Annotated in this window: 13 protein-coding genes; 11 read left to right on the forward strand and 2 right to left on the reverse strand. The window is 74.1% G+C overall.

Translation table 11 applies throughout. The annotated features are described in order from the left end of the window. Positions 1 to 2 precede the first annotated feature (2 nt). Both ABD323_RS04900 and ABD323_RS04905 read right to left on the reverse strand, forming a co-directional pair. Positions 3 to 1151: an NADH-quinone oxidoreductase subunit D gene (locus ABD323_RS04900; protein ID WP_344439640.1), complete on the reverse strand. Its 1149-nt coding sequence runs from the start codon at positions 1149 to 1151 to the stop codon at positions 3 to 5. Between the two features lie 5 nt (positions 1152 to 1156). After that, positions 1157 to 2158 carry an SAM-dependent methyltransferase gene (locus tag ABD323_RS04905; protein ID WP_344439582.1) on the reverse strand — a complete coding sequence of 334 codons (1002 nt, stop codon included), beginning with the start codon at positions 2156 to 2158 and terminating at the stop codon, positions 1157 to 1159. A 93-nt stretch (positions 2159 to 2251) separates the two neighbouring features. On the opposite strand from ABD323_RS04905, the gene ABD323_RS04910 reads away from it, so the two are divergent. The 11 genes from ABD323_RS04910 to ABD323_RS04960 all read left to right on the forward strand — a co-directional run. Next, positions 2252 to 3445, forward strand: coding sequence for a sensor histidine kinase (locus ABD323_RS04910; protein ID WP_344439587.1), 1194 nt, complete (start codon positions 2252 to 2254; stop codon positions 3443 to 3445). Positions 3446 to 3513: 68 nt separating this feature from the next. Beyond that, entirely contained in the window at positions 3514 to 4200 is a 687-nt protein-coding gene (locus tag ABD323_RS04915; protein ID WP_344439589.1) for a response regulator transcription factor, read from the forward strand. Between the two features lie 113 nt (positions 4201 to 4313). Then, the gene (locus ABD323_RS04920; RefSeq protein ID WP_344439591.1) at positions 4314 to 5246 is read left to right on the forward strand and encodes a Rossmann-like and DUF2520 domain-containing protein; all 933 of its coding nucleotides are present in this window, start codon (positions 4314 to 4316) and stop codon (positions 5244 to 5246) included. Then, the gene (gene panC / locus ABD323_RS04925) at positions 5246 to 6142 is read left to right on the forward strand and encodes a pantoate--beta-alanine ligase (RefSeq protein ID WP_344439593.1); all 897 of its coding nucleotides are present in this window, start codon (positions 5246 to 5248) and stop codon (positions 6140 to 6142) included. The genes ABD323_RS04920 and panC overlap by 1 nt, the downstream gene beginning before the upstream one ends. Before the next feature lie 54 nt (positions 6143 to 6196). After that, on the forward strand, positions 6197 to 6613 hold the full coding sequence (gene panD / locus ABD323_RS04930; RefSeq protein ID WP_344439595.1) for an aspartate 1-decarboxylase: 417 nt from the start codon (positions 6197 to 6199) through the stop codon (positions 6611 to 6613). A 51-nt stretch (positions 6614 to 6664) separates the two neighbouring features. Beyond that, positions 6665 to 8359 (forward strand): L-aspartate oxidase, encoded by a 1695-nt coding sequence (locus ABD323_RS04935; protein WP_344439598.1) that lies wholly within the window; start codon positions 6665 to 6667, stop codon positions 8357 to 8359. A 5-nt stretch (positions 8360 to 8364) separates the two neighbouring features. After that, complete coding sequence (gene nadC, locus ABD323_RS04940) at positions 8365 to 9363, forward strand: carboxylating nicotinate-nucleotide diphosphorylase (RefSeq protein WP_344439600.1); 999 nt, start codon at positions 8365 to 8367, stop codon at positions 9361 to 9363. 21 nt (positions 9364 to 9384) lie between these two features. Beyond that, complete coding sequence (locus ABD323_RS04945; protein WP_344439602.1) at positions 9385 to 10176, forward strand: type III pantothenate kinase; 792 nt, start codon at positions 9385 to 9387, stop codon at positions 10174 to 10176. A 122-nt stretch (positions 10177 to 10298) separates the two neighbouring features. Next, entirely contained in the window at positions 10299 to 11054 is a 756-nt protein-coding gene (locus ABD323_RS04950) for a hypothetical protein (RefSeq protein ID WP_344439605.1), read from the forward strand. A gap of 234 nt (positions 11055 to 11288) precedes the next feature. Beyond that, the gene (locus ABD323_RS04955) at positions 11289 to 12986 is read left to right on the forward strand and encodes a hypothetical protein (protein WP_344439607.1); all 1698 of its coding nucleotides are present in this window, start codon (positions 11289 to 11291) and stop codon (positions 12984 to 12986) included. Positions 12987 to 13214: 228 nt separating this feature from the next. Beyond that, the coding region (locus ABD323_RS04960; protein ID WP_344439609.1) for a hypothetical protein at positions 13215 to 14731 on the forward strand (1517 nt) is incomplete at its 3' end.

A 14731-nucleotide genomic window follows, 5' to 3' on the forward strand; every position in this document is an offset into this window, starting at 1 on the left:
CGCTACTTGTCGATGTCCCCGACCACGAAGAACATCGAGCCGAGGATCGCCACCATGTCGGCCACCAGGGTGCCGGGCAGCAGCTCGGTGAGCACCTGGATGTTGTTGAAGGACGCCGAGCGCAGCTTGAGCCGCCACGGCGTCTTGTCGCCGCGCGAGACCAGGTAGTAGCCGTTGAGCCCCAGCGGGTTCTCGGTCCAGGCGTAGGTCTCGCCCTCGGGGGCCTTGAGCACCTTGGGCAGCCGCAGGTTGACCGGCCCCGCCGGCAGGGTGGCCAGCTTGTCCAGGCAGGCGTCGGCCAGGTCCAGCGAGTTGGCCGCCTGGTCCAGCAGGCACTCGAAGCGGGCCAGGCAGTCGCCCTCGGTGCGGACCGTGACGTCGAGCACGTCCTGCAGCTCGCCGTAGGCCAGGTAGGGCTGGTCGCGGCGCAGGTCGAAGTCCAGCCCCGAGGCCCGGGCGATCGGGCCGCTGACCCCGTAGCCGCGCGCCTGGTCGGCGCTGAGCACGCCCACCCCGGCGGTGCGGGCCCGGAAGATCTCGTTGCCCAGCACCAGGTCCTGGTAGACCGGCAGCTGGGCGCGGACGGCGGCGACCGCCGCGCGCACCCGGCCGAGCCACCCGGCCGGCAGGTCCTCCTTGAGGCCGCCGACCCGGTTGAACATGTAGTGCATCCGCCCGCCGCTGGCCTCCTCCAGCACCTGCTGGAGCTCCTCGCGGCTGTGGAAGGCGTAGAAGACGGGGGTGATGCCGCCCAGCTCCAGCGGGTAGGAGCCGATGAACATCAGGTGGTTGAGCACCCGGTTCAGCTCGGCGAGCAGGGTCCGGATCCAGACCGCGCGCTCGGGGACCTCCATGCCCAGCATCCGCTCCACGGCCAGCACCACGCCCAGCTCGTTGGAGAAGGCGGAGAGCCAGTCGTGCCGGTTGGCCAGCATGATGATCTGCCGGTAGTCCCGGGCCTCGAAGAGCTTCTCGGCGCCGCGGTGCATGTAGCCGATCACCGGCTCGGCCGAGACGATCCGCTCACCGTCGAGCACCAGCTTGAGCCGGAGCACGCCGTGGGTGGCCGGGTGCTGCGGGCCGATGTTCAGCACCATGTCGGTCGCGGTGTGCTCGGCGCCCGCGCCGATGCCGACGGTGGTCTCCTTCAGACTGCTCATGCCTGCAGAGTCTGCCACCCCGCCAGCCCGGCCAGGCTGCGCGGTACCGGCATGCGGACAGCCTGGAGCAGCCAGCCGAAGCCGCCGAGCCCGGCGCTCGCGGTGAGCTCGGCCGCCTCACCGGCCGCGGCCAGCGCGCGCAGGTAGCCGGCCGGGTCGCCGCTCGCCTGCGCCAGCGGCGGCCGGGCGCCGTCCACGCCGAGCGCGCGCAGGGCCTCGCGCTGGGTTGTCCACAGGGTGTGGACATCCTGCCCGCCGCGCACCGCCACCGCGTCCAGCGCGACGTGCGCCGTCAGGTCGCACCCGCCGTCCGGGACCGGCGGCACCTCGCGGCCCTCCCGGAAGCCGGTCAGCGTCCCGAAGAGCGGGCGCTCGGCCCGGTGGTGCGCGTAGTCCACGGCCACCGCCAGCCCGCGCTCCAGCGCGCCCACCGCCGCCGCCCAGGCCGCGTCCCGGGGCGCGCCCAGCTCGACGCGCTCCCCCTGCGGCCACCAGCGCGCCGCCCAGGCGGCGTCCTCGGCCTCCAGCACGGCACCCAGCCGCTCGGCGCCGTCGGGCGCGACCTCCAGGTAGCGCAGCACGCCGTCGTCGTCCGCCTCGGCGATCTCCAGCGGCACGTTGTCCAGCCACTCGTTGGCGAAGAGCAGGCCCACCGAGCCGGCCGGCACCCGCGCCGTCCAGCGCACCTGCGCCGGCAGGCCCGGTGGCCGGTCCGCCAGCTCCACCCCGTACCCGGTGAGCCGCCCGGGCAGCAGACCGGCCAGCGCGCCGACCAGCTCGCCGCGCCCGGCCCCGACGTCGATCAGGGCGATCTCGGCCGGGTGGCCCAGCGCCTCGTCCACCTCCAGGAGCAGTCGCCCCACCGCCTGCGCGTACTGGCGCGAGGCGTGCACCGAGGTGCGGAAGTGGCCCGCCGGCCCCTCCGGCCTGCGGTAGAAGCCGCCGTCCACCCCGTAGAGGGCCTGCTCCATGGCGGGTCGCCAGCGCATCCAGGTCATGCCGAGACGCTACCGGGGTCCGACCTGCGGACGAGGAAGGGATCGCTCTCCCGGCGGACGGGAACGGCCATTCGCACTGCCTAGGCTGGTCACGTGCATCGACTCAACGCCTGGCTTCGCGGACACCCCCTGGTGGTCGATGGCGTCTGGGCGTCCATCGTGCTCTTCCTGGCGCTGGTCAGCGACTACCCCGACGGCACCTTCCAGCGGATCGCCTACTTCACCGTCTCGGGCATCATCGCCGTCCTGATGGTGGTCCGTCGGCGCTGGCCCGACCTCACGGTGGCGGTCGGCATGGCGCTCGGCCTCGTCCAGGTGGTCCTGCGGGTCGACCCGGACGCCTCCTCCCTCGGGTACCTGGTCTTCGTCTACACCGGGGCCGCCTTCGGCGCGCGCTGGTCCTCGCGGCTGGCGCTGGTCGGGAGCCTGGTCGCCGGGCCGCTGAGCATGCTGGTCTTCCACGACTCGAACGACGCCGGCCACGGTTTCCTGCAGCGGTCCTTCGTCGCCCTGCTGCTCTCCAGCCCCTTCATCCTCTGCTGGGCCTGGGGCCGGCTCACCCGGGTGCGGCGGGCCTACCTGGTCGAGCTGGAGGACCGGGCCGAGCGCCTGGAGCGCGAGCGCGACGCCCAGGCCAAGGTCGCGGTGGCCGCCGAGCGGGCCCGGATCGCCCGCGAGCTGCACGACGTGGTCGCGCACAACGTCTCGGTGATGATCGTTCAGGCCGACGGCGCGGCCTACGTGATGGACAACTCACCGCAGCAGGCCAAGGAGGCGCTGGGCACCATCGCCGCCACCGGCCGGCAGGCGCTGGTCGAGATGCGCCGCCTGCTGGGCGTGCTGCGCACCGCCGACGCCGCCGAGGAGTACGTGCCGCAGCCCAGCGTCGAGGAGCTGCCGGAGCTGCTGGAGCAGGTCCGCACCGCGGGCCTGCCGGTGGAGTTCACCACCTCCGGCGAGGCCCGCGAGCTGCCGCGCGGGGTCGAGCTGACGGTCTACCGGATCGTCCAGGAGGCGCTCACCAACGTGCGCAAGCACGGTGGTCCCAACGCCAGCGCCCGGGTCGCCGTGGACTTCGGCGACCGCGACCTGAACGTGCTGATCGAGGACGACGGGCGCGGCAGCACCGACGAACAGCTGGCCCGCGGCGGCGTGGACGGTCAGGGCCATGGTCTGATCGGCATGCGCGAGCGGATCGGCATGGTCAGCGGCAGCCTGGACGCCGGTCCCCGGCCCGGCGGCGGCTTCCGGATCCGGGCCGTGCTGCCGCTCAAGACCGCGAAGTGAGGGTGTCCGGCACCCGGTGGGCGACGCCGCCCGCCGGGTGCCGGACGCCCGCAGAGACAGGAGAGCCAGTGACCATCCGTGTGATGCTCGTCGACGACCAGGAACTGCTGCGGACCGGCTTCCGCATGGTCCTGCAGTCCCAGGGCGACATCGAGATCTCCGCCGAGGCGGGCGACGGCGCCCAGGCGCTGGAGGTGCTGCGCACCGCCGAGGTGGACGTCATCCTGATGGACGTCCGGATGCCGCGGATGGACGGCGTGCAGGCCACCCGGCAGATCTGCCTGGAACCCGACGGCACCCCGCGCCCCGACGCCCCCAAGGTGCTCATCCTGACCACCTTCGACCTGGACGAGTACGCCTTCGCCGCGCTCAAGGCCGGCGCCAGCGGGTTCCTGCTCAAGGACGTCCCGCCGACCGAGCTGGTCGCCGCGATCCGCTCGGTGCACGGCGGGGACGCGGTGGTCGCCCCGACCACCACCCGCCGCATGATCGACCGCTTCGCCGAGGTGCTGCCGCTCACGCAGACGCCCACCGGTCCGCCCGCCCTGGAGCCGCTGACCGAGCGCGAGCGCGAGGTCTTCCTGCTGGTCGCCCAGGGCCTGTCGAACGGCGAGATCGCCGGCGGGCTGCGGCTCTCCGAGGCCACCGTGAAGACCCACGTGGGCCGGATCCTGGCCAAGCTGGGGCTGCGCGACCGGGTGCAGGCCGTGGTGCTGGCCTACGAGGCCGGCCTGATCCGGGCCGGCGGCAGCTGAGGGCTCCCGACCGGCGGGGGGCCGCAGCGCACCGGACCGAGCCGGGGCGGCCACGGGCGGGCCGTACGATGGGACGGTACGTCTGGTACCCGTAGAGGACTGGAACGCGAACCGTGAGCACCTCCGACGACCTGTTCGACTTCGACCCCGCGGGCCTCGACCCCGCCGACCGGCCGGCCCGCCTGGCCGTCGGCGTGGTGGGCACCGGCCGGGTCGGCCCGGCGCTGGGCGCCGCGCTGCGGCTGCCCGGCCACCGCGTGGTGGCCGCCTCCGGGGTCTCCACCACCTCCCGCCGCCGGGCCGAGGCCCTGCTGCCGGGCGTGCGCCTGGTGACCCCGCCTCAGGTGCTGGCCGCCGCCGACCTGGTGCTGCTGACCGTGCCCGACGACGCGCTGGCCGCCCTGGTGGCCGGGCTGGCCGCCACCGGCGCGATCCGCCCGGGCCAGCTGGTGGTGCACACCAGCGGCGCGCACGGCGTGGGCATCCTGGAGCCCGCCACCCGGGCCGGCGCGCTGCCGCTGGCCCTGCACCCCGCGATGACCTTCACCGGCACCTCGGTCGACCTGGCTCGCCTGGCCGGCTGCCCCTTCGGGGTGAGCGCGCCCGACGAGCTGCGGCCGGTGGCCGAGGCGCTGGTGGTGGAGATGGGCGGCGAGCCCGAGTGGGTGCCCGAAGCGGTCCGGCCGCTCTACCACACGGCCCTCGCGCACGGCGCGAACCACCTGGTCACCCTGGTCGCGCAGGCCGCCGAGCTGCTGCGCACGGCCGGGGTGGCCGAGCCCGGCCGGCTGCTGGGCCCGCTGCTGGGCGCCGCCCTGGACAACAGCCTGCGCTCCGGCGACGCCGCGCTGACCGGCCCGGTCGCCCGCGGCGACACGGGGACGGTGCGCCGCCACCTGGCGCAGCTCAGTACGGTGTCCCCGGACATCCCGGCGGCCTACCGGGCGATGGCGAAGGCCACCGCCCAGCGGGCCCTGGCGCACGGGACGCTGAAGGAAGAAGCGGCGGCCGCGCTGCTGGACGTACTCAACGAGGAGACTCTCTGATGGCCCGCCCGAAGCCCGCCACCAAGGCCCCCAAGACCCGCCGGACCGCCCTGACCCACACCGTCGCCGACTTCGAGCCGGCCTTCTGGCCCGACGAGCAGCCGGTGGACAACGCGGTCGTGATGACCATGGGCGCGCTGCACGAGGGCCACGCGGCCCTGATCCGCGCCGCCCGCAAGGAGGTCGGCGCGGACGGCCGGGTGGCGGTGACGGTCTTCGTCAACCCGCTGCAGTTCGGCGAGGGCGAGGACCTGGACCGCTACCCGCGCTCGCTGGCCGCCGACGTCCGCCTCGCCGAGGAGAACGGCGCCGACGTGGTCTTCGCGCCGCTGCCCGAGGAGGTCTACCCCAACGGCACCCCGCAGGTGCGACTGGCCGCGGGCCCGATGGGCGAGCGCTTCGAGGGGGCGACCCGTCCGGGCCACTTCGACGGCATGCTGACCGTGGTCGCCAAGCTGCTGCACATCACCGACCCGGACTTCGCCTTCTTCGGCGAGAAGGACGCCCAGCAGCTGGCGATCGTCCAGCGGATGGTGGCCGACCTGGACTTCGACGTCGAGGTGGTCGGGGTGCCGACCGTCCGTGAGGCGGACGGCCTGGCGCTCTCCTCGCGCAACCGCTTCCTGTCCGAGGCCGAGCGCGAGCAGGCCGCCGCACTCTCCCGGGCGCTGTTCGCCGGCCGCGACGTGGCCGCCCAGGGCCCGCGCGCGATCCGCGAGGCGGCCGGCCGGGTGCTGGCCGATGCCGAGGGCGTCGCCCTGGACTACCTGGCACTGATCGACCCGCACGACTTCGTCGAGGCCGCCGACGACTTCCAGGGGGAGGCGGTGCTGGCGGTGGCGGCCAAGGTAGGGTCCACCCGCCTGATCGACAACGTTCGTGTGATCGTCAGGTAAGTGGTCAGCGCAGTTCGTCCGTCCGGCATGCACTCACCTCAGGAGGCGTGACCCATGCTCCGCACCATGTTCAAGTCCAAGATCCACCGGGCCACCGTGACCCAGGCCGACCTGCACTACGTGGGCTCGGTGACCGTCGACCAGGACCTGCTCGAGGCCGCCGACATCCTGCCCGGCGAGCTGGTCCACATCGTCGACATCAACAACGGCGCCCGGCTGGAGACCTACACCATCGCCGGCCCGCGCGGCACCGGCGTGATCGGCATCAACGGCGCCGCCGCCCGGCTGGTCCACCCCGGCGACCTGGTGATCCTGATCGCCTACGGGCAGATGGACACCGCGGAGGCCAGGGCCTACCAGCCCAAGGTGGTCTTCGTGGACGCCGAGAACCGGATCACCGGCACCGGCGCCGACCCGGCCGAGGCCCTGCCGGACTCGGACACCCTGCGCGGCGACGCCGTGCACGCCTGAGGCCCGTCCGGCCGCAGCAGCACAACGACCCACCAGACCGGAGCATCCCCCATGCCTGCCACCCACCGTCTCACCGCCCCCGCGCCCGGCTGGACCGCCACCACCGACGTGGTGGTGGTCGGCTCCGGCGTGGCCGGCCTGACCGTCGCCCTGAGCGCACGCCAGGCGGGCCTGCGGGTGACGGTGGTCACCAAGGCCATGCTGGACGACGGCTCCACCCGCTGGGCCCAGGGCGGCATCGCCGCCGCCCTGGGCGAGGGTGACACCCCCGAGCAGCACCTGGACGACACCCTGGTGGCCGGCGCCGGCCTCTGCGACGAGGACGCGGTGCGCGCCCTGGTCACCGAGGGCCCCGACGCCGTGCGCCACCTGATCGCCGCCGGCGCGACCTTCGACCAGGACGCCGACGGCGAGATCCTGCTGACCCGCGAGGGCGGCCACCACCGGCACCGGATCGTGCACGCGGGCGGCGACGCCACCGGGGCGGAGATATCGCGGGCCCTGGTGGCCGCGGTCCGCTCGGACCCGGGCCTGGAACTGATCGAGCACGCGCTCGTCCTGGACCTGCTCACCGACGCCGCCGGCCACGCGGCCGGCCTGACCCTGCACGTGATGGGCGAGGGCCAGCGCGACGGGGTCGGCGCGATCCGGGCCCGGGCCGTGGTGCTGGCCACCGGCGGCATGGGCCAGGTCTTCGCCGCCACCACCAACCCGGCGGTCTCCACCGGCGACGGCGTGGCGCTCGCGCTGCGCGCCGGCGCCGAGGTGACCGACCTGGAGTTCGTCCAGTTCCACCCCACCGTGATGTGGCTGGGCCCGCAGGCCGAGGGCCAGCAGCCGCTGGTCTCCGAGGCGGTGCGCGGCGAGGGCGCCCACCTGGTCGACGCCGACGGCGTGCGCTTCATGGTCGGGCAGCACGAGCTGAACGAGCTGGCCCCGCGCGACATCGTGGCCAAGGCGATCACCCGCCGGATGCAGGCCCGGGACGCCGAGCACATGTACCTGGACGGCCGGCACTTCGGCGCCGCGATGTGGCGCGAGCGCTTCCCCACCATCCTGGCCTCCTGCCTGGCGCACGGCATCGACCCGGTCAACGGGCTGATCCCGATCGTGCCGGCCGCGCACCACGCCTCCGGCGGGGTCTCCACCGACCTGCGCGGCCGCACCACCGTGCCCGGCCTGTACGCCTGCGGCGAGGTGGCCTGCACCGGGGTGCACGGCGCCAACCGGCTGGCCTCCAACTCGCTGCTGGAGGGCCTGGTCTTCGCCGAGCGGATCGCCGCCGACCTGGCCGAGCGGCACGCGGCCGGCGAGCTGCCCGAGCGCTCGGTGGACGTGGCCGGCGCCCGGGCCGCGCGCAGCGTCCCGCTGCCGGCCCCCGAGGCGCGCGCCGCGATCCAGCACGCGATGTCACGCGGCGCCGGCGTGCTGCGCTCGGCGGCCGGCCTGGCCCGCGCCGCCGACGCGCTGGCCGGGCTGCGGGCCGAGGCGGCCGCGCACGCCGCCGCGGGCAAGCCCGCCGACCCCCGGGTGGAGACCTGGGAGGCGGCCAACCTGCTGCTGGTCTCCCAGGCGCTGGTGGCCGCCGCCGCCCGCCGCGAGGAGACCCGTGGCTGCCACTGGCGCGAGGACTTCCCCGACCGGGACGACGCCCACTGGCGCCGCCACCTGACCACCACGCTGGACGCCGAGGGCATCCGCCTCGCCGACGGCGTCCGCATCGCCCAGACCCCCGAGGAGCACTGACCACCATGACGCACGCGCACGAGGGCCACGCCCACGACGAGCACGCCCACGAGGAGCTGCCGCTGGCCGACCAGGGCGGCTGCGGCGACGGCTGCGCCTGCGGGGACGGCGAGGGCTACGAGACCGGCCTGGACCCGGCGCTGGCCGAGCTGCTGGAGGAGGCCGGCCTGGACCCGGTCGAGGTCGAGGACATCGCGACCCTGGCGCTGGCCGAGGACCTGGCCGGCGGCGAGGACGTCACGTCGGTGGCCACCGTGCCCGCCGACGCGGTGGCCACCGCCGACTTCACCGCCCGGGAGGCCGGCGTGGTGGCGGGCCTGCGGATCGCCGAGGCCGTGGTCTCGCTGATCTGCGAGGAGGAGTTCGAGGTCGAGCGGCACGTCGAGGACGGCGACACCGTCGAGGCCGGCCAGGTGCTGCTCTCGGTGCGCAGCCGCACCCGCGACCTGCTCACCGCCGAGCGCAGCGCGCTCAACCTGCTCTGCCACCTCTCCGGCATCGCGACCGCCACCCGCGGCTGGGTCACCGTCCTGGAGGGCACCGGCGCGGCGGTCCGCGACACCCGCAAGACCCACCCGGGCCTGCGCGCCCTGCAGAAGTACGCGGTGCGCTGCGGCGGCGGGGTCAACCACCGGATGGCGCTCTCGGACGCGGCACTGATCAAGGACAACCACGTGGTCGCCGCCGGCGGCGTGGCCGAGGCCTTCCGGGCCGTGCGGGCCGCCTACCCCGAGCTGCCGGTCGAGGTCGAGGTCGACACCCTCGAGCAGATCCCGCCGGTGCTCGAGGCCGGTGCGGACCTGATCCTGCTGGACAACTTCACCGTCGAGCAGCTGAAGGAGGCCGTCCAACTGGTGGCCGGCCGCGCGAAGCTGGAGGCTTCCGGCGGTCTGACCCTGGCCAGCGCGCGCGAGGTCGCGGAGACTGGTGTCGACTACCTGGCCGTCGGCGCGCTCACCCACTCCTCGCCGATCCTGGACATCGGCCTGGACCTCCGTCCGTAACGACTAACCGGAAAGCGGCCCATGCTCCTCACCATCGACGTCGGCAACACCCAGACCACGCTCGGCCTGTTCGACGGCGAGGAGATCGCCGAGCACTGGCGGATCTCCACCGATCCGCGGCGCACCGCCGACGAACTGGCGGTGCTGATGCACGGGCTGATGGGCCACCAGCCCGGCGGCCCCGGCGTCGACCGGGTGGACGGCCTGGCGATCTGCTCCTCGGTCCCCGCCGTGCTGCACGAGCTGCGCGAGGTGACCCGCCGTTACTACGGCGACGTGCCCGCGGTGCTCGTGGCGCCGGGCGTCAAGACCGGGGTGCACGTCCTGATGGACAACCCCAAGGAGGTCGGCGCCGACCGGATCGTCAACGCGCTGGCCGCCAGCCACCTCTACGGCGGCCCGTGCATCGTGGTCGACTTCGGCACCGCCACCACCTTCGACGCGATCAACGAGCGCGGCGACTACGTGGGCGGCGCGATCGCCCCCGGCATCGAGATCTCGGTGGAGGCGCTGGGCCTGCGCGGCGCGCAGCTGAAGAAGATCGAGCTGGCCCGGCCGCGCAACGTGATCGGCAAGAACACCGTGGAGGGCATGCAGTCGGGCATCCTGTACGGCTTCGCCGGCCAGGTCGACGGCGTGGTCGCGCGGATGGCCAAGGAGCTCTCGCCCAAGGACCCCGAGGACGTCCAGGTGATCGCCACCGGCGGCCTGGCCCCGCTGGTGCTCGGCGAGGCCGCCTCCATCGACGTGCACGAGCCCTGGCTGACCCTGATCGGTCTGCGCCTGGTCTACGAGCGGAACAAGGCGGCCTGAGCCCGGGGGTGCCCGCGAACGGCGCGGGCTGAGAACAGCGCGGTCCGATCCGACTAGTCCGATCAGGCGGGGTGGCGCGAGGCGTCCGACAAATCGGATATTCCTCCCGTAGTGTCACGATCATGCCTACGCCACACGGGTCCCGCGGCGGCATGGCCTTCAGCGCCGACGAAGTGCGCGTGCTGCGCCGTGCCCTCGCCCAAGCCCTCCACCCCGCGGTCCCCGCCCGCCTGCCGGTCGGCGCCGACCTGGCCGAACTCTGGGCGGAGGACGTCCAGGAGGCGCTGCGGTTGGCCGAGGCCATCGACGAGGCCGCGCTCGAGGGCGGCCGGCTGCGCGGCTTCCTGCTGGCCGAGCTGGTCCGCTACCGCTCCGCACTGCCCGGCAGCGCCCGCGGCTACCTGGAACGCCTGGAGGAGGCCGTCACCGACGGCTACCTCCCCGGCCCCGACGACCTCTCCGCGCTGCGCTCGCTCTCCCGCCAGCCCTGCGGGCCCGGCGAGCGCTCCCGCCGCTCCCGGCTGGCCGGCCGCTGCCACGCCCTGGCCGAGGCCGCGGTGCGCGAGCGGCTCGCCCGGGGCAGCGGGTTCCCGGTCGCGGCCCTGACCGCCGGACCCCAGGTGCTGCCCGCCCCCCGCCACCTGGCCGCCGTTCCCAGCACTCCCCCCGACCGAGCCGGAGGACATGTCCCGATGAGCAGCAGCCCCGCCGAGCCGCGCCGCCCCGACGCCGCCGCCAAGCCCGCCCCCGCCTCCGCCCCGGCCCCGGCCCGGCCCGCGGCCGGCCGGATCCCCACCCCCGCCGAACTCTTCGCCCGCCGGCCGCACCCGCCGGCCACCGCCGAGCAGGAGCAGGAGCTCGCCACCGGCACCGGCTGAGCGGCGCACGGCGGTTGCCGCCCCGCGGCTGCGGTCCCCCGGGACCGCAGTCGCGGGGCTTTATCGATATTGCGACCTTCCTTGGGCAAGCTCCCGGTCACGATTTCCTAAAATCTGCGCGCACTTGCACCGCTCCTGTCCGCCAATGACCGATTCGCACCGGGAGCAATTCGTTCGGCCGGCCGCACCAGGGCATAGGGTCCGCTGGGAATTTTTGTTGACCAGGGGGTCCCCGTGACATCTGCCGCCACCCGCCGCGCCGTCGGCGCCGGCACCACCGCGCTCGTCGCCCTCCTCTGGGCCGCGACGGGAACGCTCCCGGCCCAGGCCGCGGACCAGCAGCTCAAGCTGTTCCTCCCCGCCACCATGCAACTGCCGATGACGGCGCCGGCCGACCCGATGAACGACGCCTACAGCGCGCCGAACCCCCGCGTGGGCCGCACCGGCAGCACGCCGTTGCACCAGGTGCAGGTCAGTTTCGACGCGACGGCGCTGGCCGGCATCGCCGACTTCCACGTCCAGTTCGGCAGCGGTTTCACCTGCGCGACCAAGGGGTCGGTGGTCACCTGTGACGAGGGCGACCTGAACTACGACAGCATCAATGTGTTGCAGCACTACTGGCTGACCTCCGTCGCGGGCGTCAAGCCGGGCACCACCGGGCTGCTGCACGTCACCGCCTCCTCCCCGGACGCGCCCAGCACCAGCTCGGACGTGCGGGTCTCGGTCGGCGGACCGGACCTGAAGATCAAGGAGCTGGACCAGGCCCAGCACGTCAAGCCCGGCGGCACGGTCTCCCCGGTGATCGAGTTCGCCAACCTCGGCCAGGTGGCCACCAGCAAGGTCGTGGTCGAGCTGACCGTGGAGGACGGCCTGACCGCCGACCGGCGAGCCTCCAACTGCGAGTACGCGCAGACCAAGCCGACCGGCGGCGCCAAGCAGTGGCCGGGAGACACCGAGGTCATCTGCGCCCTGGACGTCGCCGTCGCCCCTGGTGAGGTCTACCGGCTCGACCCGATCGAGCTGGGCGTCTCGGCCTCCGCGTGGGCCACGGAGGTCGGCCTGGCCGTGTACTCCGGCGAGGACGCACCCTTCTCACAGGCCCCGGGCTGGCGCGCCGCCGACACCTTCCAGCGCGGCACGGGTGCGGCTCTGGGCGGGACCCGGACCGAGGACGCCGCACTGCTCGGCAGCCCGCGCCACGTGTACGACAACTCCTTCGAGTACGGCGTGCTCACCGACAACACGGCCGACCTGGTGACCCTGGGGAGCTGGGCCCCGCAGGGCGACGGCAAGCAGGGCGTCCTGTCGGTCGGGCTGCGCAACGACGGTCCCGCCTCGATCGAGTACGCGCACAGCGGCAACGACGTCGCCGACGTCCGGGTGACCCTGCCGCACGGTGTCACCGCGACCAAGGTCCCGGCCGAGTGCCACCAGCAGGAGATGACGGACCACTCGCTCGCCTACCGGTGCGAGACCTCGGACATCGTCCTCACCGGGTACCGGGCCGGCTTCGACCTCACCCTCCAGGTGGACGACCCCGCCGCCGCCCCGCAGGTCAAGGTCGACCTCCAGGACGAGAGCAACTGGAACGACCCGAAGGCCGCCTCGTTCGCCTTCGACCCGAACCCGGCCAACAACACCGTCCAGGTCGCCCTCGGCGCCGCCCGGGCCACCGCGTCCGCCACGCCGACCGGCGCCGCCGCCGCCCCGGTCGCGGCCACCAGCGCCGCCGGTACGCCGCGGGCGAGCGCGACGCCCAGCGACCCCACCGAGAACCACGACACCACCGCCGCCCCCGGCACCGAACTCGCCTTCACCGGCGGCGGCGCGGGCGCCGGCACCATCGCCGCCCTGGGCACCGGCGTCCTCGCCCTGGGCATCGGCGCCCTCGCCTTCGCCACCCGGCGCCGCCGGGCCACCGCCCAGCGGTAGTCCGACCCACCCCACGCCCCGCCACCGGCCCCGGCCGGCGGCGGGGCACCGCCGTTCCCGACACCTGATCCTGCGACAGATCAGGTGTCGATTCGTTGATATGACGGTACGCCGGCGAAGAATCACGCTCCCGTCGTGCCTGATCCGTACGGACACGACCCCCTCGGAAGCCCTAGAATTTCCCGAGAAGAAGCTGAAATCCGGGGGTTTTCGTTGAAGAACAAGTCCATGGTGAGACGTCGTCACATCGGCGCTGCCACGCTCCTCACCGCGCTGGCCACGAGTGCGGGAGCCTTTCCGGCCCATGCCGCCGCCGACCCGCAGCTGGTGATGACGCCGCCGGCGACCCTCTCGCTCCTGCCGGAGTCCGGGGAGTCCTGGAACGGAACCCTGCAGTTCGGCTTCGGGCAGAGCGGCCCGGGCACCGTGCGGAACCGGCACTTCACCTTCGACGCCACCGCCCTCCGCGGGATCGCGGACTTCCACAGCAGCAACTGCACCGCGAAGGACCTGGTCTTCACCTGCGAGACCTCCCAGGCACCGGGCGAGAGCGAGCTCCTGCCGATGATCTGGCTCACCGCGGTGCCGGGCACCGCGGTCGGTGCCACCGGCGCCCTGCACATCACCGAGTCGGCCGACGACGCCGCGAGCGTGAGCGCCGACACCCAGGTCACCGTGGGCGGCCCGCGGCTCGTGGTCGGCCAGGGCCCGGACCAGGTCACCGCCAAGGTCGGCGACACCCTCGCCCGCACCGTCGACGTCACCAACACCGGCTCGCTGCCGGCCACCCAGCTCGTGGTGACCGTGGAGGCCGCGGCCGGCCTGCGGCTCCAGCGCGAGTACGGCAACTGCGCGTACGCGGGCGGTGGCGACCCGGCCGCCCGGTGGCCCGCCGCGGGCACCGCGATCTGCACGATCGACTCCACCGTCGCCCCCGGCGAGACGGTGCACCTCGACCCGCTGCACTTCGGCGTGACCTCCGCCGCCTGGAAGTCCGACGTCAGGATCCACGTCAAGCCGGCCGCCGACCCCTACGTGGCCGCGCTGCGCAAGTCCTTCGACTACACGCCGGGCACCGGCCCCCACCTGACCGCCGGCCGGCCGGAGGCGCCGACGCCGCCCGTCGCACCGCCGGCGGACCTGGACGCGCAGGGCGGCGCCGGCCAGTTCACCGTCACCACCGACAGCCGCGGCCGGCTCGCCCTGACCGGGATCTGGGCACCGCGGGCCGGCACCCTGGACGGGACCCTGACGGTCGACCTGCGCAACGAGGGTCCGGCCGGCCTGACCGGTCTCCTCTTCAACACCCTGCCGGACGTCTTCTTCACCGTTCCCGACGGGGTCGACGTCATCAGGTCCGACGGCGAGTTCTGCAGCAGCATCGACCAGTACGACGGCGTGCCGCTGCGGGCGATCGACTGCAACCTGGACGAGTGGATGCCGCCCGGCTACCACAAGACGTTCACCTTCACCGTCAAGAAGACCGTGCCCGGCGGGTCGATCAAGCTGCAGCTCAGCAACCCGCAGCGGCTCGGCCAGGACGCGCCGATCCTGAGCGGCTGGGAGATCGACGGCAGCCGGGACACCGCCGTCGTCGACCTCCCCAGCTCACCCAGCGCCTCCCCCAGCACCTCGACGAGCACCTCGGCGAGCACCTCGGCGAGTGCTTCTCCCGGCACGTCGGCCCCCACCGGCGCCGCCGCCGCCCCGGTCGCGGCCACCAGCGCCGCCGGTACGCCGCGGGC

Origin of the sequence: Kitasatospora nipponensis (assembly GCF_039528135.1) — a bacterium.
Taxonomy (GTDB): Bacteria; Actinomycetota; Actinomycetes; order Streptomycetales; family Streptomycetaceae; genus Kitasatospora; species Kitasatospora nipponensis.